The organism is Psychromarinibacter sediminicola (genome assembly GCF_029168335.1).
Lineage (GTDB): Bacteria > Pseudomonadota > Alphaproteobacteria > Rhodobacterales > Rhodobacteraceae > Psychromarinibacter > Psychromarinibacter sediminicola.
The window spans coordinates 48,609-68,381 of the sequence record NZ_JARGYC010000016.1; the positions used below are offsets into that span (position 1 = coordinate 48,609).

At 70.0% G+C, this 19,773-nt stretch carries 20 protein-coding genes; 9 read left to right on the forward strand and 11 right to left on the reverse strand.

The features are described from left to right. The first annotated feature begins 38 nt into the window (after positions 1 to 38). Complete coding sequence (locus P1J78_RS08065; protein ID WP_275566826.1) at positions 39 to 1,253, forward strand: FAD-dependent monooxygenase; 1,215 nt, start codon at positions 39 to 41, stop codon at positions 1,251 to 1,253. Between the two features lie 98 nt (positions 1,254 to 1,351). Here P1J78_RS08065 and P1J78_RS08070 read toward each other — a convergent pair whose 3' ends face one another. From P1J78_RS08070 to P1J78_RS08095, 6 genes are all read right to left on the reverse strand, one after another. Continuing rightward, on the reverse strand, positions 1,352 to 1,543 hold the full coding sequence (locus tag P1J78_RS08070; protein WP_275566827.1) for a Trm112 family protein: 192 nt from the start codon (positions 1,541 to 1,543) through the stop codon (positions 1,352 to 1,354). Continuing rightward, positions 1,540 to 2,184, reverse strand: coding sequence for an LON peptidase substrate-binding domain-containing protein (locus P1J78_RS08075; RefSeq protein ID WP_275566828.1), 645 nt, complete (start codon positions 2,182 to 2,184; stop codon positions 1,540 to 1,542). Before P1J78_RS08075 ends, P1J78_RS08070 begins: the two co-directional genes overlap by 4 nt. A 27-nt stretch (positions 2,185 to 2,211) precedes the next feature. Further along, on the reverse strand, positions 2,212 to 3,150 hold the full coding sequence (locus P1J78_RS08080) for a thioredoxin family protein (RefSeq protein WP_275566829.1): 939 nt from the start codon (positions 3,148 to 3,150) through the stop codon (positions 2,212 to 2,214). A gap of 104 nt (positions 3,151 to 3,254) precedes the next feature. Continuing rightward, on the reverse strand, positions 3,255 to 3,911 hold the full coding sequence (locus P1J78_RS08085) for a DUF924 family protein (RefSeq protein WP_275566830.1): 657 nt from the start codon (positions 3,909 to 3,911) through the stop codon (positions 3,255 to 3,257). A gap of 67 nt (positions 3,912 to 3,978) precedes the next feature. Beyond that, positions 3,979 to 4,767, reverse strand: a complete 789-nt coding sequence (locus tag P1J78_RS08090) for an exodeoxyribonuclease III (RefSeq protein WP_275566831.1) — start codon at positions 4,765 to 4,767, stop codon at positions 3,979 to 3,981. Between the two features lie 87 nt (positions 4,768 to 4,854). Then, positions 4,855 to 5,301, reverse strand: coding sequence for a lytic transglycosylase domain-containing protein (locus tag P1J78_RS08095; RefSeq protein ID WP_275566832.1), 447 nt, complete (start codon positions 5,299 to 5,301; stop codon positions 4,855 to 4,857). 173 nt (positions 5,302 to 5,474) lie between these two features. On the opposite strand from P1J78_RS08095, the gene P1J78_RS08100 reads away from it, so the two are divergent. Together P1J78_RS08100 and P1J78_RS08105 are read left to right on the forward strand one after the other, a co-directional pair. Continuing rightward, positions 5,475 to 5,981, forward strand: coding sequence for an invasion associated locus B family protein (locus P1J78_RS08100; RefSeq protein ID WP_275566833.1), 507 nt, complete (start codon positions 5,475 to 5,477; stop codon positions 5,979 to 5,981). A gap of 62 nt (positions 5,982 to 6,043) precedes the next feature. Next, positions 6,044 to 6,559 carry a hypothetical protein gene (locus P1J78_RS08105; protein WP_275566834.1) on the forward strand — a complete coding sequence of 172 codons (516 nt, stop codon included), beginning with the start codon at positions 6,044 to 6,046 and terminating at the stop codon, positions 6,557 to 6,559. Positions 6,560 to 6,724: 165 nt separating this feature from the next. Here the strand turns inward: P1J78_RS08105 and P1J78_RS08110 are convergent, their stop codons facing one another. Continuing rightward, positions 6,725 to 7,411 (reverse strand): response regulator transcription factor, encoded by a 687-nt coding sequence (locus P1J78_RS08110; RefSeq protein ID WP_275566835.1) that lies wholly within the window; start codon positions 7,409 to 7,411, stop codon positions 6,725 to 6,727. A gap of 152 nt (positions 7,412 to 7,563) precedes the next feature. Here P1J78_RS08110 and ribA point away from each other — a divergent pair, with 152 nt between their 5' ends. Together ribA and P1J78_RS08120 are read left to right on the forward strand one after the other, a co-directional pair. Continuing rightward, positions 7,564 to 8,658 (forward strand): GTP cyclohydrolase II, encoded by a 1,095-nt coding sequence (gene ribA, locus P1J78_RS08115; RefSeq protein ID WP_275566836.1) that lies wholly within the window; start codon positions 7,564 to 7,566, stop codon positions 8,656 to 8,658. Then, positions 8,655 to 9,161, forward strand: a complete 507-nt coding sequence (locus P1J78_RS08120) for a L,D-transpeptidase family protein (protein WP_275566837.1) — start codon at positions 8,655 to 8,657, stop codon at positions 9,159 to 9,161. Before ribA ends, P1J78_RS08120 begins: the two co-directional genes overlap by 4 nt. A gap of 37 nt (positions 9,162 to 9,198) precedes the next feature. Here P1J78_RS08120 and P1J78_RS08125 read toward each other — a convergent pair whose 3' ends face one another. The 3 genes from P1J78_RS08125 to P1J78_RS08135 all read right to left on the reverse strand — a co-directional run bounded on the left by P1J78_RS08125 (position 9,199) and on the right by P1J78_RS08135 (position 13,169). After that, complete coding sequence (locus P1J78_RS08125) at positions 9,199 to 9,852, reverse strand: YggS family pyridoxal phosphate-dependent enzyme (RefSeq protein WP_275566838.1); 654 nt, start codon at positions 9,850 to 9,852, stop codon at positions 9,199 to 9,201. A 2-nt stretch (positions 9,853 to 9,854) separates the two neighbouring features. Beyond that, positions 9,855 to 12,029 (reverse strand): tetratricopeptide repeat-containing sulfotransferase family protein, encoded by a 2,175-nt coding sequence (locus P1J78_RS08130; RefSeq protein ID WP_275566839.1) that lies wholly within the window; start codon positions 12,027 to 12,029, stop codon positions 9,855 to 9,857. Between the two features lie 153 nt (positions 12,030 to 12,182). Next, positions 12,183 to 13,169 (reverse strand): porin, encoded by a 987-nt coding sequence (locus P1J78_RS08135; protein ID WP_275566840.1) that lies wholly within the window; start codon positions 13,167 to 13,169, stop codon positions 12,183 to 12,185. 247 nt (positions 13,170 to 13,416) lie between these two features. Between P1J78_RS08135 and P1J78_RS08140 the strand changes: the two genes are divergently transcribed. From P1J78_RS08140 to holA, 4 genes are all read left to right on the forward strand, one after another. Next, entirely contained in the window at positions 13,417 to 13,947 is a 531-nt protein-coding gene (locus P1J78_RS08140; protein ID WP_275566841.1) for a DUF3576 domain-containing protein, read from the forward strand. An 81-nt stretch (positions 13,948 to 14,028) separates the two neighbouring features. Next, positions 14,029 to 16,794 (forward strand): leucine--tRNA ligase, encoded by a 2,766-nt coding sequence (gene leuS, locus P1J78_RS08145; protein ID WP_275566842.1) that lies wholly within the window; start codon positions 14,029 to 14,031, stop codon positions 16,792 to 16,794. An 84-nt stretch (positions 16,795 to 16,878) separates the two neighbouring features. Next, complete coding sequence (gene lptE, locus P1J78_RS08150) at positions 16,879 to 17,397, forward strand: LPS assembly lipoprotein LptE (protein ID WP_374213209.1); 519 nt, start codon at positions 16,879 to 16,881, stop codon at positions 17,395 to 17,397. After that, positions 17,394 to 18,422, forward strand: a complete 1,029-nt coding sequence (gene holA, locus P1J78_RS08155; protein WP_275566843.1) for a DNA polymerase III subunit delta — start codon at positions 17,394 to 17,396, stop codon at positions 18,420 to 18,422. The genes lptE and holA overlap by 4 nt, the downstream gene beginning before the upstream one ends. Positions 18,423 to 18,560: 138 nt before the next feature. Here holA and P1J78_RS08160 read toward each other — a convergent pair whose 3' ends face one another. After that, positions 18,561 to 19,745, reverse strand: coding sequence for a TIGR03862 family flavoprotein (locus tag P1J78_RS08160; RefSeq protein WP_275566844.1), 1,185 nt, complete (start codon positions 19,743 to 19,745; stop codon positions 18,561 to 18,563). Positions 19,746 to 19,773: the final 28 nt, after the last annotated feature.

Consider the following 19,773-nt stretch of genomic DNA (forward strand, 5'->3'; position numbering starts at 1 on the left):
CATGGACAATCCCGCCCGGCGGCGCATATGACCCGGGCATGGATGCGATCCTCATAGGCGGCGGCCTGAACGGGCCCGCCCTGGCGCTGGCCCTCGCGCAGGCGGGGCTGGAGGTCACGCTCGTCGAACGTCTCGCGCCAGAGTTGCGCACCGATCCCGATTTCGACGGCCGCAGCTATGCGCTGTCGCACGCGCCCGCGCAGCTTCTGCGCGCCATCGGCATCTGGGACGCGGTGGCGGGCCACGCCCAGCCGATCCACAAGATCCAGGTCACCGACGGCCGCGCGGGCGAGGGGGCGGCGCCGTTCTTCCTGCTGTTCGACGGCGCCGAGATCGAGGAATGGCCCCCCGGCTACGTGGTCGAGGACCGCTACCTGCGCCGCGCCTACCAGGACGCGCTGGACGCCGAGCCGCGGATCACCCAGATCACCGGCGTCGACGTCACCGGCCACGCGGTGGACGACGGCGGCGTCACCGCGACGCTGTCCGACGGCCGCGCGCTGACGGCGCAGATGGTCGTCGGCTGCGACGGCGTGACCTCCCGCACCGCCGCCCGCGCCGGCATCGGCCGGATGAGCTGGTCCTACGGGCAGACCTCGTTCTCCTGCGCCATCTCCCACGAGAAACCGCATAACGGCATCGCGCACCAGTTCTTCATGCCCCCCGGCCCGCTGGCGATCCTGCCGCTGCCTGGCAACCGCTCCTCCATCGTCTGGACCGAGACCGACTCGGCCGCCCGCCGCATCGCCGAGCTGGACGACGACGCCTATCTCGCCCTGCTGCGCCCGCGCGTCGGCGATTTCCTGGGCGACATCGCCCTCGCCGGCCGGCGCTTTCACTATCCCGTGCCGCTGTCGATCGCCCACCGCTTCGCCGCGCCCCGGGTGGCGCTGGTGGGCGACGCGGCACACCGGGTGCATCCGCTGGCGGGGCAGGGGCTGAACGCCGGGCTGAAGGATGTGGGCGCGCTGGCCGAGGTGCTGGTCGAGGCGCATCGCCGCGGCGAGGATATCGGCCGGCTCGACGTGCTGCAGCGCTACGAACGCTGGCGCCGCTTCGACGTGGCCACGCTGGCCTGGATGACCGACGGCGTCAACCGCCTGTTCTCGAACGACAATCCGCTCCTGCGCCTGGGCCGCGACATCGGGCTCGGCGTGATCAACGGCCTGCCCGGCCTGCGCCGCGGCCTGATGCGCGAGGCGGCCGGTGTGACGGGCGATGTGCCGAAGCTCCTGCGCGGCCGGGCGCTGTAAAAAGGAGCGCCTGCAGCGCGTTCTGTTGCTTGCGTTGGGGGGCCAGCCCCCCAAACCCCCCGGGATATTTCCGACCAGAAGAAACAGGGATGCCGGGGCTATTCCAGCGGGCGGGCCTCGTCGATCAGCATCATCGGGATGCCGCCGCGGATCGGGTAGGCGAGATGCGCGGCCTTGGAGATCAGCTCCTGGTTCTCGGCGTCGTAGCTGAGCACCGCGTGGGTCTGCGGGCAGACCAGCGCCTCCAGCATCCGCGGGTCGAACTTGGGCGTGTCGTCGGGCAGGCTCATTGCATCATCTCGTCGCCGTAGCCGCCGCGCAGGGCGAACTCGATCAGGGTCACCAGCGTCTCGCGTCGGGTGGTCAGCGACGGCGCCTCCAGCAGCGCCTGCTTGTCCTCGGGCTCGAACGGGCAGAGCATGGCCAGCGAGTTGATCAGAAGCTCGTCATCCGCCTCCTTCAGCGCGTCCCAGTCGGTCTTCAGGCTTTCCTCCTCGAAGTACCGCCCGAGCAGGTCGAAGAAGCCGTCGCGGTCGAACCCCTCGTCATGCTCGGTCGCGCCCAGGTCGCGGCCGAAGCCGTCCCAGTCGACCTCGCAGCGGCGATACGGGGTGAAGCCGTCCAGCTCCTGCCGGATGCGGAACCGCGAGATGCCGGTCAGGGTGACCAGGTAGCGCCCGTCCTCGGTTTCCGAGAACGCCGTCAGCCGCCCGGCACAGCCGATCCGGTGCAGCCTGTGGTTGTCGCCGTCCGGCGTCTCGTAGGGCTGCACCATGCCGATCAGCCGGTGCGTCGTCTTCATCGTGTCGTCCAGCATCGCCAGGTAGCGCGGCTCGAAGATGTGCAGCGGCAGCTTGGCGCGCGGCAGCAAGAGCGCGCCGGGCAGCGGAAAGACCGGGATGGACTCGGGCAGGTCGGCCGCGGGAAACATGAGGGCCAAGCTAGGCCGGGCGCCCGGTCAGGCAAATATCATCGAGGACAGTTTCCGCCGCCCGCTCAATGCGATGGGATCCTGCGGCTTCAACGCCTCGAAGATGGTCAGAAGCTGCGTCTTGGCGGCGCCGTCGTTCCACTCGCGGTCGCGGCGGAACAGTTCCAGCAACTGGTCGACCGCGCCCTGCACGTCGCCCGTGGCGTAGAGCGCCTGCGCCAGGTCGAACCGCGCCTGGTGGTCGTTCGGGTCGGCGTCGACCTTCTCCTGCAGCTCGGCCACGGGGCCGACGCCGGCCGCCTGCTTGGCCAGCTCCAGCTTGGCATGCGCGGCCTCCAGCTCGGGCGCCTTGCTGATCCCGGCGGGGGCACCGTTCAGGATCGCCTCGGCCTGGTCCAGGTCGTCCATCGCCACATGGGCGCGCACCAGCCCGCCATAGGCCGCGGCGTTCTCCGGCTCTTCGCCCAGGATCGCGGCGAAGGTCTGGGCCGCGTCCGTCGCGGCGCCGTCGGTCAGCATCTGCTCGGCCGCCTCCAGCGCCTCGGACAGGCCGCCGTCATCCTCGCCGCCGCCGCTCTTCATCGCGGCCACGCGGTCGATGAATTCCTTGATCTGCGATTGCGGCACGGCGCCCTGGAACATGTCCACCGGCTGCCCGTCGACGAAGGCCACGACCGTCGGGATCGACTGCAGCGGCAGGCCCTGCTGCGCCAGCGCCGAGGCCAGGCGCTGGTTCTCGTCGACGTTCAGCTTGGCCATCTTCACCTTGCCGCGCGCCGCCGTCACCGCCTGTTCCAGCTGCGGGCCCAGCGTCTTGCACGGGCCGCACCACGGCGCCCAGAAGTCGACGATGACGGGAACCTCCTTGGACGCTTCCATCACGTCGGCGACGAAGGTCTGCTCGGTGACGTCCTTGATCAGGTCGGCCGGCGCGGCGGCGTCGTTCGTCTGGCCCAGTTCCAGCATGGCGGGTGCCCCATCTCTCGTGCCTGTGTTCGCGTTTGTAGATGGAGCAGTCGGGCCCGCGTTGCAAGGGGCGCGGTGGGGGCGCGGCGGGGGGCGCGGGCGCGTCAGGCCGGCGCGTCGGGCGCGCGCAGGTGCGGGAAGTCGCCGGTGGCGATGTAGTCTTCCTCCTCGGGGGTGGAGACCCGGCCGAGCACGGCGTTGCGATGCGGGTGGCGCCCGAAGCGGCGGATGATCTCGCGCACCCGGCGCGGCTGGATCCCGGCATCGCCGTAGATATGGTCGTAGCGCGGGAAGGCGGGGGCGACCATGGTGTCGGCCAGCTCGACGCACAGATCCATGCGCGCCAGGTGATCGGGCCCCTCGCAATGCGACAGGACGATCAGGGGGAAATTCCGCTCCCACGGCGTGTCGAGTGCCTCGAAATGCCCATTCTCCAGCGCCTCCAGCACCAGCCGGCAGGCCTTGATGTCCTGCCCGTAGGCGGCCGGCGTGTCGCGCCAGACCGACCGCGGGAACTGGTCGAGCGTCAAAAGCAGCGCCAGCCGCCCGCGCGGATCCGCGGCCCATGCGTCGTAGGCGCCACGCGCCGCCGCATGCGTCACCTCGGCCCAGTCGCCGATCAGCGCCGTGTCCATCCCGCCCTGCATCCGGCTGCGCCAGAACGCTGCGTGATCGTCCGCGTCGCCCTTTGCCAGCGCCCCGGGAAACCAGAATTCCAGAATGTCCTGCGGCGTCACCGCCTCCGGCGCCCGTTGCGGCATGGCGAATACCCTCTCCCCCCGTGTCCCGTCGGGAGAGCTTACGCAGGCGCGGCGGCGCTGGCCAGCGTCAGAGGTCGAAGCTGGCGAAGACCGGGGCGTGGTCCGAGGGTTTCTCCCACCCCCGCGCGTCGCGCAGGATGCGGCTGGAATGCGCGGCGCCGGCGATGTCGGGCGTCGCCCAGACATGGTCCAGCCGCCGGCCCTTGTCCGCCGCGTTCCAGTCCTTCGCGCGGTAGGACCACCAGGAATAGAGCCGCCCCTCGGGGATGTCCTGCCGGGTGATGTCTACCCAGCTCCCGGCCTCCTGAGCCGCGCCCAGCGCCTCGACCTCCACCGGCGTGTGGCTGACGATCTTCAGAAGCTGCTTGTGCGACCACACGTCGTCTTCGCGCGGGGCGATGTTCAGATCGCCCACCAGGATCGCCTTCTCCGGCCGGTCACCATGGAACCAGTCGCGCATCTCGGCCAGGTAATCCAGCTTCTGCCCGAACTTCTCGTTCACCGCGCGGTCCGGCACGTCGCCGCCGGCGGGGACGTAGAAGTTGTGCAGCACCACGCCGTTCTCCAGCCGCACGCCCACATGCCGCGCATGGCCCAGCGCGGCGAAATCCATCTCGCCCACATCCTCGATCGGCCGTTTCGAGAGCACGGCCACGCCGTTATAGCCCTTTTGCCCCCGGGCCACGAGGTAGGGATAGCCCAGGTCGCGGAACGTCTCGGCCGGGATCTTCTCCACCGGCGACTTGCACTCCTGCAGGCAGATGACGTCCGGCGCCTCCTCGCGCATCAGCTTTTCCACCAGCGGCGCGCGCAGGCGGACCGAGTTGATGTTCCAGGTGGCAAGGGTAAAGGCCATGGCGCGTCTCCCGTTCGACGCGCCAGCCATAGGCGCCCCGGTGGCCAAGCTCAACCCGCGAGACCGCCCGCCAGGGCGGCCGAGCGCTCAGCGCAGCCCCGTCTCCTCCAGAAGTCCCCGCCGCTTCGCCTCGTAGTAATAGCCCCGCGCGTACCACCCGACGGCGGTGTCGAAATCGCCGTCCGACACCATCCACGCCCCGCGCAGGTACTTCACGGCGTAGCGCAGGTTGGTCTCCGCATCCAGAAGCCCCTCGGGCGGCCCGCGATAGCCCATCGTCCGCGCCGTCGTCGGGTGGATCTGCATCAGCCCTATATAGGGCCCGTTCCGCGCCGCCGGCCGATAGCGGCTCTCGCGCTGCACCACGCGATGCACCAGCGCCCGCGGCACGTCGTAGTAATCGGCATACTCGTTGATCAGCGCCCGCAGCGCCGGCGTCTCGCCCTGGTAGAGCGGCACCGCCTCGCGCGTCTCCCGCTGCCCGCAGGACACCGCCAGGAGCAGCCCCAGCCCGACAATCATCCACCGCAGCATCCGCCGGCCTCCGCCTTCGTCTTCGCCTTCGTCGCGCGCAGACTAGGCCCCCGGCGGCCCGGCGGAAACCCCCGCCCCGCGCGCAGGCGCCGCGGCGCCGACGCTTGACCGGACCCGGCAGGCTGCCAGAATGCACCGACGCCAGACAGCTGAGTCCCTCGGAGTCGCCCCCAATGCCGCGCCTCTTCGGCGTCCTTCTCTTCCTTCTCGCCAGCCCGGCCGCGGCTCAGGGGTGGGAGACCTTCAGCCACGATCTCGGCGCCGGCGCGGCGGTCTGTCCCTATGACGACCCCGAGACCGGCGAATTCTTCTGCTTCGCCGTCGCCTGCCTGCCCGACGGCGGCCCGCCGATGATCCGCGTGGCGTTCTACGGCCCCGACATCCGCGAGTACCGGGCGCCGCTGTCGGTCCGGATCGACGGCCGCATGGTCACGCACATGTTCCTCACCCGGCTGTCCGAGGCGGACCCGGCGGACGGGCTCTACGACTACGGCACGGAACTCGACCCGGAACGCGACGCGCGGCTGCTGGAGGCGCTGAAGACGGGAACCCGCGCGACGCTGGTCTTCGGCATCGGGCTCAAGGCGATCCTGCAGCAGGTCACGCTGTCCGGCTCGCATGCCGCGCTCGATGCGGTGCCCCGGCTCTGCGACGGCACCCCGGTCCCCGCCGGCGGCTGAGCGGAACCCGCCGGCCCGCCGGGCCGTTGAGTTCCGACCGAATGACAAAGGGGAACCCACCGATGCCACGCACGCTCTTCGCCGCAACGGCCGCCCTGGCGCTCGCCGCCACCGCGCCGCTCGCGCAGCAGACCGCCAGTTCGATCACCGGCACCCTCGGCCTCGACGCCGCGCAATGGCGCCTGACCGCGCCCGACGACGGCCCGCAGAGCGGCTGGCGCGAAACCGAGACCGGCCGCGTGCTGCACATGGTCGGCCGCCCCTTCGAGGGCGCCGGGGACGATGACGACCTCCTGTCGATCACGATCCGCACCACCGGCGGCGGCGACGCGGTCGCGGCCGAGGCGGTCGAGATCCGCTACGCCCCCGCCGACGGCCCCGAGGTGATGGCCAGCGGCCCGAACGCTGACCTCACGCTCACCGCCTTCGATCTCTCCGACGACGAACTCGCCGTCTCCGGCGATCTCGTGGCCACGATGACGCCCGGCGGCGCGGACGAGCTGATCGTCGAGCCCGGCGAGGACGCCGTCACCTTCGACGGCAACTTCCAGGCCACGCTGATCCGGCAGGACGACTAGCCCGACGCCCGGGCCGCGACGAAAAAAGGCCCGGGCACAAGGCCCGGGCCAGTCCAACAGGGAGGTGCATGTCGAAACCCGGACATGCGCGGGTTGGGATGGTTTCTATACCTGCCGCGCGGATGCGTCATTGATCTGGATCATTCCGCGCATGGCAAGACGCGCTCAGGCGACCAGCCGGTAGCCGCCGCTTTCGGTCACCAGCAGCCGCGCATTCGACGGGTCGGGCTCGATCTTCTGCCGCAGCCGGTAGATATGGGTCTCCAGCGTGTGCGTCGTCACCCCGGCATTGTAGCCCCAGACTTCGTGCAGCAATACGTCGCGCGCCACCACGCCCTCGCTGGCGCGGTACAGGAATTTCAGGATGTTGGTTTCCTTCTCGGTCAGCCGGATCTTCTTGTCTTCCTCGGTGATCAGCATCTTCATCGCCGGCTTGAACGTGTAGGGCCCAAGCTGGAAGACGGCGTCCTCCGACTGTTCGTGCTGGCGCAGCTGCGCGCGGATGCGGGCCAGCAGCACCGGGAACTTGAACGGCTTCGACACGTAGTCGTTCGCGCCCGCGTCCAGGCCGAGGATCGTGTCGCTGTCGCTGTCATGCCCGGTCAGCATCAGGATCGGGCACTTCACGCCCTGCTTGCGCATCAGCCGGCACAGCTCGCGCCCGTCGGTGTCGGGCAGCCCCACGTCCAGGATCACCAGGTCGTAGAGCCCCTCCTTGACCTTGTTCATCGCGTCGGCGCCGTTCGCGGCCTCGAACACGTCGAAATCCTCGGTCATGACCAGCTGCTCGCTCAGCGCTTCGCGCAGGTCTTCGTCGTCGTCGACGAGCAGGATCTTCTTCAGGTTGGACATGGGTTTGAAATGCCTCCGGTTGTCATGCTCAACGAGGTGTGAGGGGCTACGGTTCCGCGCAAGTTTTGCGTCACTCATTTCACGCGCTCGTGTCGACAGGGGGCCGAATGTTTCATATCCCGGGGCATCCGTAACGTTTTCCCGCCGGTCGCATGTCGCTCACGCCCTCGATCACCGAACAGCTCTCCCGCGCCCGCGCCGATCTGCGCATGGGCCTCCCCGTCGTGCTCTTCACCCCCGGCGGCGGCGCCGCGCTGGCCGCGGCGGCCGAGACGCTGGATCCCGCGCGGCTCGCCGACCTGCGCGCGCTGGGCCGGCCGGTGCTGGCGGTGACGGCGCGGCGGGCCGCGACGCTCAAGGCGCGCGCCTATGACGGCGACCTCGCCCGCATCGCGCTGCCCGAGGAGGCCGGCGCCATCTGGCTCGCGCATATGGCCGACCCCGCCGACGACCTCGTCGCCCCCCTCAAGGGCCCGCACGTCACCCTGCGCGGCGGCGACGCCACGCTGCACCGCGCCGCCCTGCGCCTGGCGAAATCCGCCCGCCTCCTGCCCGCCGCGGTGCTGGTGGAGACGGCGGACGACGGCCCCGCCTTCGCCGCGCGGCACGGCCTGACGCCCGTCGACGTCGCCGCCGCCGCGCCGGTGCTCGAAGGCCCGGTCCACATGGACGAGGTGATCTCCGCCCGCGTCCCCCTCATGGTGTCCGAGGCCGGCCGCGTCCATGTCTTCCGCCCCGACGACGGCGCCGAGGAACACTATGCCGTCGAGATCGGCAAACCGCCCCGCGACGCGCCGGTGCTGGCCCGCCTGCACTCCGCCTGCTTCACCGGCGACCTGCTGGGCTCGCTGAAATGCGACTGCGGCCCGCAGCTCCGCGCCGCCCTCGCGGCGATGGGAGAGGCCGGCGCCGGAGTCCTCCTCTACCTCAACCAGGAGGGCCGGGGCATCGGGCTCGCCAACAAGATGCGCGCCTATTCGCTGCAGGACCAGGGCTTCGACACGGTCGAGGCGAACCACCGCCTCGGCTTCGAGGACGACGAGCGCGACTTCCGCATCGGCGCCGAGATCCTCGCCCGCATGGGCTTCGGCAAGGTCCGCCTGCTGACCAACAACCCCGCCAAGGTCGCCATGATGCGCGACCACGGCATCGCGGTGACCGAGCGGGTGCCGCTGAAAGTCGGCCTCAACCCGCTGAACGCCAAGTACCTGGATACAAAGGCGAAAAAGTCGGGCCACATCCTGTGACGCCGCACGACCTCGTCCTCACCCCCCGCGGCCTCCGCGTCCTGGGCCGGACGCTCCCCTGCGCCATCGGCCGCACCGGCATCACCGCGACGAAACGCGAAGGCGACGGCGCCACGCCCGCCGGCACCCACCGCATCACCGGCTGCCTCTACCGCCCCGACCGCCTCGCGCGCCCGAACGGCTGGGCACAGCCCATCGGCCCCCGCGATCTCTGGTCCGACACCCCCACGGCCCTGGACTACAACCGACAGGTCCGCGCCCCCTACGCCGCCAGCCACGAGGCCCTGCGCCGCGCCGACCGTCTCTACGACATCGTCCTGCTGACCGACTGGAACGCCGCCGGAACGCCGCATGCCGGGTCCGCCATCTTCCTCCACCGCTGGCGCAAACCGCGCCACCCGACCGAAGGCTGCCTCGCCCTCCGCGCCGACCACCTGGCCTGGCTCGTCGCCCGCATCGCGCCCGGCACCCGCCTGATCGTGCCAGCCCCTTCTTCTCGTTGAAAAATACGCCCGCCGGAGGCAGCCGCCGCAGGCGGCTTCACTCGTAGACCCGCTCCCCGAACACGCCCGAGCCCACCCGCACAGAGGTCGCCCCCTGCGCGATCGCCCGCTCGAAATCCGCGCTCATCCCCATGGACAGCTCGCGCAGCCCGGTCCGCGCCGCGATCTTCGCCAGCAGCGCGAAATGCAGCGCCGGCTCCTCCTCCACCGGCGGAATGCACATCAGCCCCACGACCGGCAGCTCCAGCTCGCGGCACAAAGCCACCAGCGCGTCCGCCTCCTTCGGCAGCACGCCGGCCTTCTGGTCCTCTTCCCCGGTATTCACCTGCACGAACAGCTCCGGGCACTGCCCCGTCTCGTCCCTCAGCCGCGCCAGGGTCCGCGCCAGCTTCGGCCGGTCGACCGTCTCGATACGGTCGAACAGCTCCATCGCCTGCCGCGCCTTGTTCGTCTGCAGCGGCCCGACCAGGTGCAGCACCACGTCCGGATACCGCGCGCGCAGCGTCGGCCACTTGCCGGCCGCCTCCTGCACCTTGTTCTCGCCGAACAGCCGGTGGCCCTCTTCCAGCACCGCCTCGACCCGCTCCAGCGGCTGCACCTTCGACACCGCCACCAGCTTCACCGACCCGGCCGCGCGGCCCGCCTCGGCCTCGGCCTTGCGTATCCGCGCCTCGATCTCCGCCAGTCCCACGCTCACGCCTCCTTCGCGGGCGCGTAACCCTCGCCCAGCGCCTCGAACAGCTCGCCCAGCTCGTCCGCATACCGCTCCCACGCCTTCATCGAGCTGCGATAGATCGGCTGGCGCACCTGATGCACGCTCAGCGTATCCACCCGCCGCGTGTTCTGGTGGAAGTTCAGGCAGGCGTCCTCCCACTCCAGCCCGCAGGCGCCGATCAGCGCGCGCGATTGCGCCTCTGGCTCGGCGATCAGGTCCTCGTAACGGATCTCGTGGAACCAGCCGGGGCAGGTCTCGCGCCAGAACGCCACGATCTCGCGGAACAGATGATAATAGGTGGCCAGGTCCTTCAGGCTGTAGCTGTGCAGGTGCTGGCCGGGCGTGAACTGGTTCTTGTACATCGACAGCAGACAGTCCCGGGGGTCGCGATGCACCACGACAAAGCGCGCGTCAGGCAGCACGGCGCGAATCGGGCCGATCAGCGAATAGGTCTGCACGCTCTTGTCGGTGATCACATCCGCATCGGGAAAGCGCCGGCGCATCTGCGCCTCGGCGCGCTGCGCGGCGGCGGCCAGCTCGGCGTCGGGCACCGCATTCCAGTCACGGAACGCGCCGTCCGGCGTGGTCAGCACCGCATGCAGCTCGCGGCGCACGTAGTCCAGCTCGCCGCCGCCGGTCACGCGCGAATGGCTGGCGATGATCTGCTCGACCAGCGTGGTGCCCGACCGCGGCATGCCGGCGACGAAGATCGGCCCGATCGCCGGCGCCCCCTCGACCCGCCGGGCGGCGAAATCGACCGTGCCGAAGGCCTCGCGAATCCGCGCGAAGAGATCGACGCGCTCGGCGATGTCATAGGGGTACAGGCGGCGCATCGCGTCGTTGGCGGGCCGCAGATAGGTAAAGACCTCGTCGTGCTGCCGCGTGTCCTCCATCGCCTTGGCCAGCGCGAATCCCAGGCTGGCGCGGTCGGAATCGGGCAGCGCCGGGTCGTCGAACAGGGCTTTCATCTGCGGGATCAGCGGGTCGTCCGCCGCCAGTTTCTCGGTGGCGAGGAACACGCGATAGGTCTCGGCGTTGCGCGGCATCAGCTCCAGCGCCCGCCGGAAATCGGCGCGCGACGCCGCGAAATCGCCCGCGATCTGATGGATCGCACCGCGGGCGGCATAGGCCGGCCCGCAGGTCGGCCATTCTTCCAGCACGCCGGCCAGCTCCGCCAGCGCGTCGTCGACACGGCCGGAATCGGCCAGCGCCCGCGCCCGGCACAGCCGCGAATCCATCGGGTCGGCCCCGGCGCTCAGGGCCCGCTCGGCCAGCCCGACGGCCGCCTCGGGCTGGCGGTCCTGCAGCATCAGGCGGGCGTATTCCAGAAGCGCGCCGGGATCGTGCGCGTCGATCTTCAGCGCCTGCTCGAACGCCTGCGCGGCCGGTCCGTTCATCCGGTTGGTGCGGGCATAGGCCATGCCCAGCGCGACCCAGGCGCGCTTCATCTTCGGCGCCAGCCGCACCGCCTCGCGCAGCTGACCGATGGCGGCCTCGTGTTTCTTACGTTCCACGAGGAATCGGCCGTAATTCGCCCGCGCCTCGGCATAGGTCGCGTCGAGCGCCACGGCGGCCCGGAAATTCTCTTCCGCGGCGTCGGGCTGTCCCAGCTGCGCCTGCGCGTTGGCCAGGATGTCGGCGATGATCGCCACGTCCGGATGCGCCTTGCGCAGCGCGCCCGCAAGCCGCGCGGCGCCGGCGGCGTCGCCGGACTGCAACAGCGCGATGGCCTGCCGGATCTTCTCCGGCGGCGCGGTGCCGGTGCTGGTCTTCGATTTGGCGCGACTGTTCGAGAAGGCGCTCTGCATCGCCAGGACGAACTCCCGCGGCAGCGGCGCGCGTTTGGCGCGGTCAAGAAAGGCGCGGGTGCGGTCCGGGTCGCCGATCCGCTCCAGCACCCGGGCCTGCAGCCCCCAGATCGCGTGTTCGTCGGGCTTGATCGCCGCGGCCCGGTCCAGATGGCCCAGCGCGCTGTCGTAGCGGCCCTGCTTGAAGTCGATCTCCGCAAGCCGGAACAGGGTCGGGGCGCTGTTCCGGTCGACCTGCAGGATCGCCTCGTACTGGCGGCGCGCCTGGTCCAGCTTGCCGGCTGTCTCCAGGGCGCGGGCCTCCTTGAACAGGCGGGGAATCTGGGCGGGGCTGAGCGGCAGCATCGTCGGCACTTTGTCAGGAAGGACGGATCGCCGGAGCGCCTAGCACAGGGGGCGCGGCTTGTCGATTGGCCCGCGGCCCGCGGCGCGGCGCCCCGCAAAAAGAAAGGACGGGCGCAGGGCCCGTCCTTCCCGAAGCTGTTTGATCCGCGAGGATCAGAAGCTCATCGCAACACCCAGCGAGAACTGGTCGACCGTGGCACAGCCGGCGTAGACGCCGCAGGTCGAGGTGTCGCCGTAGCCGAACTGAACCTCGGCACCGCCGCCCAGGTCGTAGTCGATGGCCACGCCGAAGCCGTCCTGCTGGTTGGCGCCTTCTTCGTACATGCCGTAGTTGGCACCGACGGTGATCGCGTCGAAGGTGTAGCCGACGCCGACACCCCAGTGGGTTTCGCTGACGCCACCGGCATCCGTGTCGCCCAGTTCCTTGTAGTTCAGGATGGCCTGGAAGCCGCCCGCGAACATAACGTCAACCGAGACACCGAACGCATCTTGCGTGGCGCCGCCGGCGTTGACGTAGGACTGGTAGCCGAGGCCGAAGCCCAGATCCACACCGCTGAACGAGGTGCTGTACTTGGCGCCGACGCCGAACGTCGGATCGGCCACGCCGGTGTCGTCAACTTCGACCGACGCGCCGAAGGAGAAGTCGCCGAACGAGTAGTCGTAGCGGGCGATCTGGCCGTCCAGCATGCCGTCGGCTTCGTTGCCGCCGCTGTAGCCGCCATGCGCGGTGTGGGCGTCGTCGATCGAGCCGCCGATGGCCACTTCGGTCAGCGCCCAGTCCAGAGCGCCGTCGGTGTCACCCATGGTCAGGGTGCCGAACGCGCCGGAGAGGAAGACCGTCTCACCGCCCTGCGAGGTGCCGGCGAAGGCCGGCGAAGCGCCGACGGTGGTGCCGGCCGCGAAGGTGCCGGAGCCGTCCGACTCGTCGAGGTCGATGCTACCGCCGAAGGTCAGGCCGTTGTCGGTCTCACCCGAGAAGGTGAAGGTGACGTCCACGTCGGTCCAGAACTGGAAGTTGTCGCCGTAGGCGCCGCCGCCCACAACACCCATCTCAGCCGAACCGGAGAGCGCGACGCCTTGGGCAGACGCGATACCGGCAGAGGCCACGAGGGCGGTGGTCGCGAAGAGAACCTTTTTCATTGGTTTTCCCTCATTCGTTAAAAGGTGCACCTCAACCCGGTATTCGAATTGAGTATGTTGGGTGTGTCGCTCCAACGGCCTTCGATTGCAATGACTGCCCGGAGGTGCCTCCCCAATGCGTCCCCTGTTGATGCAGGTATGCCACAGTGACTTTTCGCACCCCGGAAGCCCCTGAAATGAAAATGCCTTGTCCGCTTTTTCCGCGTCCGGTACACCCTGCGCAATGGCGGGCACGGGGCAAACCAGCATGATGCACATCAAGCCTTTGAAATCTGTCGGGATTCTGGCGCTTCTGGGCGTCGTGGCCGGCTGCGGCGCCGGCACCGAGATCGGCATCTTCCGCAGCAACGCCTCCGGCCCCCCGAGCGATGCGGTCGCCGAACAGCGCAAGAATGCCCCGCCCGCGCTCCGCGAGCGCGAGCGCCGCGCCTCCGGCACGATCTGGGACCTGTTCGAGGGCAACCGCGACGACCCGAACGTCACCGTCGAGGTGAACAAGTACATCTGGAACGCCGCGCTCGACGTGCTGTCCTTCCTGCCGATCGAGGCCGCCGACCCGTTCTCGGGCGTCATCGTCACCGGCTACGGCAACCCGCCGGGCGGTGGCCGCGCCTATCGCGCCACGATCTACGTGCAGGATCCCGCGCTCGACGCCCGCTCGCTGACCGTCGCGCTCAACACCCGCGCGGGCCCGGCCAGCCCGGCCACCGTCCGCGCCATCGAGGACGCGATTCTCACCCGCGCGCGGCAGCTGCGCGTGCGCGATTCGAAGCTCTAGAATCTCCGCCACGCGCAAAGTATCAACGCCGGGCCGGACGCCCGGCGTTTGTCGTTCCAGACCAAGGAAAAAGCCCGACCCATGTCCCGCTACGACGCCAGCACCATCGAACCGAAATGGCAGGCTGCCTGGGAAGAGGCCGGATGCTTCCGCGCCGTCCGCGACGAAAGCCGGCCCAAATACTACGTGCTCGAGATGTTCCCTTACCCGAGCGGTCGGATCCACATGGGCCATGTCCGCAACTACACGATGGGCGACGTCGTCGCGCGCTACAAGGCGTCCTGCGGCTTCTCGGTGCTGCACCCGATGGGCTGGGACGCCTTCGGCATGCCGGCCGAGAACGCGGCGATGGAGTCGGGCGGCCACCCCAAGGACTGGACCTACGGCAACATCGCCCAGATGAAGGACCAGATGAAGCCGATGGGCCTGTCGATCGACTGGACCCGCGAATTCGCCACCTGCGACCCGGAGTATTACGGCCAGCAACAGGCCATGTTCCTGGATTTCCTGGAAAAGGGGCTGGTCTACCGCAAGGCGGCGACGGTCAACTGGGATCCGGTGGACATGACCGTGCTGGCCAACGAACAGGTCATCGACGGCAAGGGCTGGCGCTCCGGCGCGCCCGTCGAACGGCGCGAGCTGACCCAGTGGTTTTTCAAGATCTCCGACTATTCCGAGGAACTGCTCGACGCGCTGGACGGGCTTGACGACTGGCCCGACAAGGTCAAGACGATGCAGCGCAACTGGATCGGCAAGTCGACGGGGCTGCAATTCGCCTTCTCGCTGGTCGACGGCCCGCACGGCCACGACCGGATCGAGGTGTTCACCACGCGCCCCGACACGCTGATGGGTGCCAGCTTCGTCGCGGTCTCCGCCGACCACCCGCTGGCCAAGATCCTGGAGCGCGAGCGCGACGACGTCGCCGCCTTCAACGCCGACTGCCGCCGCATGGGCACGTCGGAGGAGGAACTGGAAAAGGCGCCCAAGCTCGGCTTCGACACCGGCCTGACCGTGCGCCATCCCTTTGACAATGCGTGGGAACTGCCGGTCTACATCGCCAACTTCATCCTGATGGACTATGGCACCGGCGCGATCTTCGGCTGCCCCGCGCACGACCAGCGCGACCTGGAATTCGCGCGCAAATACGACCTGCCCGTCGCCTCCACCTACGTGCCCGGCTCGGACGCCGAGGCGCATGTGCTGCCCGAGGACGGCGGCGACGCCTATGTGCCGCCCAAGACCCGGCGCGTGAAATACGTCCGCGGCTTCGCCGGCGACGAGGTCCAGACCGGCGACGAGGCAATCGCCGCCGCCGTCCGCTTCTGCGAGGAGAACGGCGTCGGCCACGGCGTCACCATCTACCGCCTGCGCGACTGGGGCCTGTCGCGCCAGCGCTACTGGGGCTGCCCGATTCCCGTGGTCCATTGCGAGGATTGCGGCGTGGTGCCGGAGAAGAAAGAGAATCTGCCGGTCACGCTGCCCTACGACGAGGGCGGCAAGCCCATCGACTTCTCGATTCCCGGCAACCCGCTGGACCGGCACCCCTCGTGGCGCGACACGAAATGCCCCGCCTGCGGCGGCGCGGCCAAGCGCGAGACCGACACGATGGACACCTTCGTCGATTCGTCGTGGTACTTCGCCCGCTTCACCGCGCCCGATGCCGACACGCCGACCAACCCCGAAGACGCCGCCTACTGGATGAACGTCGACCAGTATATCGGCGGCATCGAGCACGCGATCCTGCACCTGCTCTATTCGCGCTTCTTCGCCCGGGCGATGCATATCTGCGGCCACCTGCCCGAGAAATCGAAGGAGCCGTTCGACGCGCTGTTCACCCAGGGCATGGTCACGCACGAGATGTACGTCGGAACCATGGACGTTTCGGAACCTGCCTCTGAATTTCGTGCCGATGCTCCTGAAGGACAGACGGTGCAGGGAGGGCGCACGAAATACTACCTGCCGGCCGAGGTGTTGACGGTAGAAGCTGATGGTACGCGCTATGCGCTGTGGAAGGACGGTCTTCACGAGCATGGGGTGGATCCGGGGGACCAAGAGGCAGTCAAGGCTTGGTTGAAAGAGAGTCAAGGTAAGCCTCGGCCAAAAGCCGACGGCCAAGAGGTTATTCTGAGGATCTATCCCTCGGCGAAGATGTCGAAATCCAAGAAGAACGTGGTCGATCCCGAGCGAATCATCGCCGAATACGGCGCCGACACCGCGCGCTGGTTCGTGCTGTCCGACAGCCCGCCGGAGCGCGACGTGGAATGGACCGCCTCGGGCGCCGATGCGGCCTACAAGCACCTGTCGCGCGTCTGGCGCATCTGCGCCGACATCGCCGACATCGCCGACAGCGCTGAAGAGGGCTCGCCAGAGGCCGATGAAGAGCTGGCCCGCGCCATGCACCGCGCGATCCACGACGTGACGATGGGAATCGACTCCTTCGGCTTCAACGCCGCCATCGCCAAGCTCTACGCCTTTACCAACACGCTGCAGAAGTCGAAGGCCGGCCCGACCGCGAAACGCGAGGCCGCGCGCGTGCTGGCGCAGCTGATGTCGCCGATGACCCCGCACCTGGCCGAGGACTGCTGGCATATGCTGGGCGGCGAGGGGCTGGTGACGGGCCACGCCTGGCCCAAGGCCGACGCCTCGATGCTGGTCGAGGACACCGTGACCCTGCCGATCCAGATCAACGGCAAGCGCAAGTCCGAGATCGTGGTGCCCAAGGACCTCAACAAGGAAGAGGTTGAAAAGCTGGCGCTGGCCGACAATGCTGTGAAAAAGGCCCTCGACGGCGGCGCGCCGAAGAAGCTGATCGTCGTCCCGGGCCGGATCGTCAACGTGGTGATCTAGGCGGACATGGCGGCAGGCAAACCCCCTCGGACGGCCCGTCCGGACACAAGGGCAGTTAGCGCTATCTCTAGCGAGTCCAAAGGCTTGCACCCCTGTCCAACCTCGGACACCCCGTCGCGTCGCCGGATTCTCCTGGGCCTCGCCGGCGCCCTGCCGGCGCTCGCCGCCTGCGGTTTCTCCCCCGTCTACGGCCCTGGCGGCCAGGCCGCGGGGCTGCGCGGCCAGATCTTCGCCGCCGACCCCGAGGACCGCAACGCCTTCGTCTTCGTCGCCCGGCTGGAGGACCGCCTCGGCCGCCCCGCCTCGGCGCCCTATCTCCTCGACTACCGCATCCGGACCAACCGCCAGGGGCTCGGCATCACCCCCGACCGGGCCACCACCCGCTACAACCTCCTCGGCCGCGTCTCCTACACCCTGACCGACCGCGCCACCGACGCGGTCGTCGCCCGGGGCAAGGTCGAGAGCTTCACCGGCTACTCCGCCACCGGCTCGATCGTCGGCACCCTCTCCGCCACCGAGGACGCCGCGGAGCGCCTGATGACCATCCTCGCCGACCAGCTGGTGACGGAGCTGATCGCCACCGCCCCCGACTGGCGCCGATGAAGCTCTCCGCCCGCGACGCTGCCAGCCATTTCTCTCGCCCCGACCCGACCTGCGCCGCGACCCTGATCTACGGCCAGGATCCGATGCGGGTGGCCCTGAAGCGCCAGGACCTCGTCGCCGCCATCCTCGGCCCCAAGGGCGAGGAAGAGATGCGCCTGACCCGCATCGCCGCCGCCGAGCTCCGCAAGGACGCGGCGCTGCTGATCGACGCCATCCGCGAGCAGGGCTTCTTCCCCGGCCCCCGCTGCGTCCTTCTGGAGGATGCGACCGACACCCTTACCAAGCCCATCGCCACCGCCCTGGAGGACTGGCGCGAGGGCGACGCCCATCTCGTCGTCACCGCCGGGTCGCTGCCGGCCCGCTCGACCCTGCGCAAGCTGTTCGAGGGGCTGAAAAACGGCTTCGCCATCGGCATCTACAACGACCCGCCCAGCCGCGAGGAGCTGGAGCGCGAGCTGTCCCATGCCGGGCTGAAGAACATCTCGCCGGAGGCGATGACCGACATCACCGCCATGGCCCGCAGCCTCGACCCCGGCGACCTGCGCCAGACCGTCGAGAAGCTCGCGCTCTACAAGCTGGGCGACCCCGAGCCGGTCTCCCACGCCGACATCGCCGCCTGCGCGCCGGCCACCACCGAGGCCGCGCTCGACGACGTGCTGAACATCGTCGCCGAGGCCCGCACGGCCGAGATCGGCCCGGTGATGCAGAAGCTCGACGGCCAGGGCGTGCAGCCCGTGGGCCTCGTGATCGGCGCGACCCGGCACTTCCGCACCCTCTACGCCGCCGCCTCCGACCCCGGCGGCCCCTCGGCCGGCATCGCCCGCGCCCGCCCGCCGATCTTCGGCCCGCGCCGCGACCGGATGCAGCGGCAGGCGCAAAGCTGGGGGGCGCCGAAGCTGGCGCAGGCGCTGCAGATGCTGACCGACACCGACCTCACGCTGCGCTCGGCCCATCAGCGGGCGCCGCAGATGGCGCTGGTCGAGCGCACGCTGATCCGCCTGTCGATGCTCGCGGCCCGGCGCTGACCGTTGGGCCGGGCCCGCGCCTTTGCGGAGGCGCCCGCCCGCCCACCCCGCCTCCGCAAAGGCGCGGGCGCTCCGATCCCTGCGCTGTGCTTGTGGCGCGGCCGGATTGCGTATTTGGAACGAGAAGAAGCCCCGGGGTCAGCCCTGCAGACGGCGGGCGGCGGCGCGGCCGGCCCAGCGGCCCGTGGCGAGGCAGGCGGTGAGGAGGTAGCCGCCCGTGGGCGCCTCCCAGTCGAGCATCTCGCCGGCGGCGTAGGTGCCGGGCCGGGCGCGCAGCATCAGGTCGTCGTCGAGCGCCGCGTGCGGGACGCCGCCGGCGGTGGAGATCGCCTCGGCCAGCGGGCGGAGGCCGGCGTGGCGGATCGGCAGCGCCTTGATCCGCGCGGCGAGGGCGGGGCCCTCGGGCAGGGGGCGGCCGAATTCCATCAGCAGGGCGAGCCGCGCCGGGTCGAGCCGCAGGCTCTTGCGCAGGTGGTTGGTCAGGCTCGCCTTGCCGCGCGGCCGGGCGAGGCGGGCGGCGAGGGCGTCGGCGGACAAATCCGGCGCGAGGTCGGCGGTGAGCGGCGCCCCGTCGCGGAGGGCGCGGGTGAGGGCGTAGATCGCGCCGCCTTCGAGGCCGCGTTCGGAGAGGACGTATTCGCCGCGGGTGGCGGTGTCGCCTGCGGTCAGGCGGGTGCCCTTCACGGGGCTGCCGAACTGCCGGGCTATATGCGGCGACCAGTCGACGGCGAGGCCGGCATTGGCGGGGCGGAAGGGAGACACCGGCACGCCCTGCGCGGCCAGCCAGGGCGCCCAGGCGCCGTCGGAGCCGAGGCGCGGCCAGCTGGCGCCGCCCAGGGCGAGGATCGTGACCTCAGGGGTCAGAAGGCGCGGGCCCCCGGGTGTGTCGAAGCGGAGCGCGTCGCTGTCGAAGCCGGTCCAGCGCCAGCGGGTGCGGAGCGTGACGCCGCCTTCGGCGAGCCGGGCGAGCCAGGCGCGCAGCAGCGGCGAGGCCTTCATCGCGGTGGGGAAAACGCGGCCGGTGCTGCCGGTGAAGAGCTCCTGGCGCAGCCCGCGGGCCCAGGCCTGCACCTCCTCCGGCCCGAAGGCGTCGAGCATCGGCGCGAGCCAGGGGGCGGCCTCGGTAAAGGCCGCGCGGAACGCCGCCGGATCCTCCGACTTCGTCAGGTTCAGCCCCGACTTGCCGGCCATCAGGAGCTTGCGCGCGACCGACGGCTTCGCCTCGGCCACCGTCGCGGGGAGGCCGGCGCGGGCCAGTTCCTCGGCCGCCATCAGGCCGGCGGGGCCGGCGCCGACGATGAGGGCGGCTGGGCGTTCGGGCATGGCGGGGCTTGTCTCCGGCGGCGGACGC

Bases quoted from the DNA above. Each gene is read 5' to 3' on its own strand.
- P1J78_RS08065 (WP_275566826.1), top strand. From the start codon at position 39: ATGGATGCGATCCTCATAGGCGGCGGCCTGAACGGGCCCGCCCTGGCG.
- P1J78_RS08070 (WP_275566827.1), bottom strand. From the start codon at position 1,543: ATGAGCCTGCCCGACGACACGCCCAAGTTCGACCCGCGGATGCTGGAG.
- P1J78_RS08075 (WP_275566828.1), bottom strand. From the start codon at position 2,184: ATGTTTCCCGCGGCCGACCTGCCCGAGTCCATCCCGGTCTTTCCGCTG.
- P1J78_RS08080 (WP_275566829.1), bottom strand. From the start codon at position 3,150: ATGCTGGAACTGGGCCAGACGAACGACGCCGCCGCGCCGGCCGACCTG.
- P1J78_RS08085 (WP_275566830.1), bottom strand. From the start codon at position 3,911: ATGCCGCAACGGGCGCCGGAGGCGGTGACGCCGCAGGACATTCTGGAA.
- P1J78_RS08090 (WP_275566831.1), bottom strand. From the start codon at position 4,767: ATGGCCTTTACCCTTGCCACCTGGAACATCAACTCGGTCCGCCTGCGC.
- P1J78_RS08095 (WP_275566832.1), bottom strand. From the start codon at position 5,301: ATGCTGCGGTGGATGATTGTCGGGCTGGGGCTGCTCCTGGCGGTGTCC.
- P1J78_RS08100 (WP_275566833.1), top strand. From the start codon at position 5,475: ATGCCGCGCCTCTTCGGCGTCCTTCTCTTCCTTCTCGCCAGCCCGGCC.
- P1J78_RS08105 (WP_275566834.1), top strand. From the start codon at position 6,044: ATGCCACGCACGCTCTTCGCCGCAACGGCCGCCCTGGCGCTCGCCGCC.
- P1J78_RS08110 (WP_275566835.1), bottom strand. From the start codon at position 7,411: ATGTCCAACCTGAAGAAGATCCTGCTCGTCGACGACGACGAAGACCTG.
- ribA (WP_275566836.1), top strand. From the start codon at position 7,564: ATGTCGCTCACGCCCTCGATCACCGAACAGCTCTCCCGCGCCCGCGCC.
- P1J78_RS08130 (WP_275566839.1), bottom strand. From the start codon at position 12,029: ATGCTGCCGCTCAGCCCCGCCCAGATTCCCCGCCTGTTCAAGGAGGCC.
- P1J78_RS08135 (WP_275566840.1), bottom strand. From the start codon at position 13,169: ATGAAAAAGGTTCTCTTCGCGACCACCGCCCTCGTGGCCTCTGCCGGT.
- P1J78_RS08140 (WP_275566841.1), top strand. From the start codon at position 13,417: ATGATGCACATCAAGCCTTTGAAATCTGTCGGGATTCTGGCGCTTCTG.
- leuS (WP_275566842.1), top strand. From the start codon at position 14,029: ATGTCCCGCTACGACGCCAGCACCATCGAACCGAAATGGCAGGCTGCC.
- holA (WP_275566843.1), top strand. From the start codon at position 17,394: ATGAAGCTCTCCGCCCGCGACGCTGCCAGCCATTTCTCTCGCCCCGAC.
- P1J78_RS08160 (WP_275566844.1), bottom strand. From the start codon at position 19,745: ATGCCCGAACGCCCAGCCGCCCTCATCGTCGGCGCCGGCCCCGCCGGC.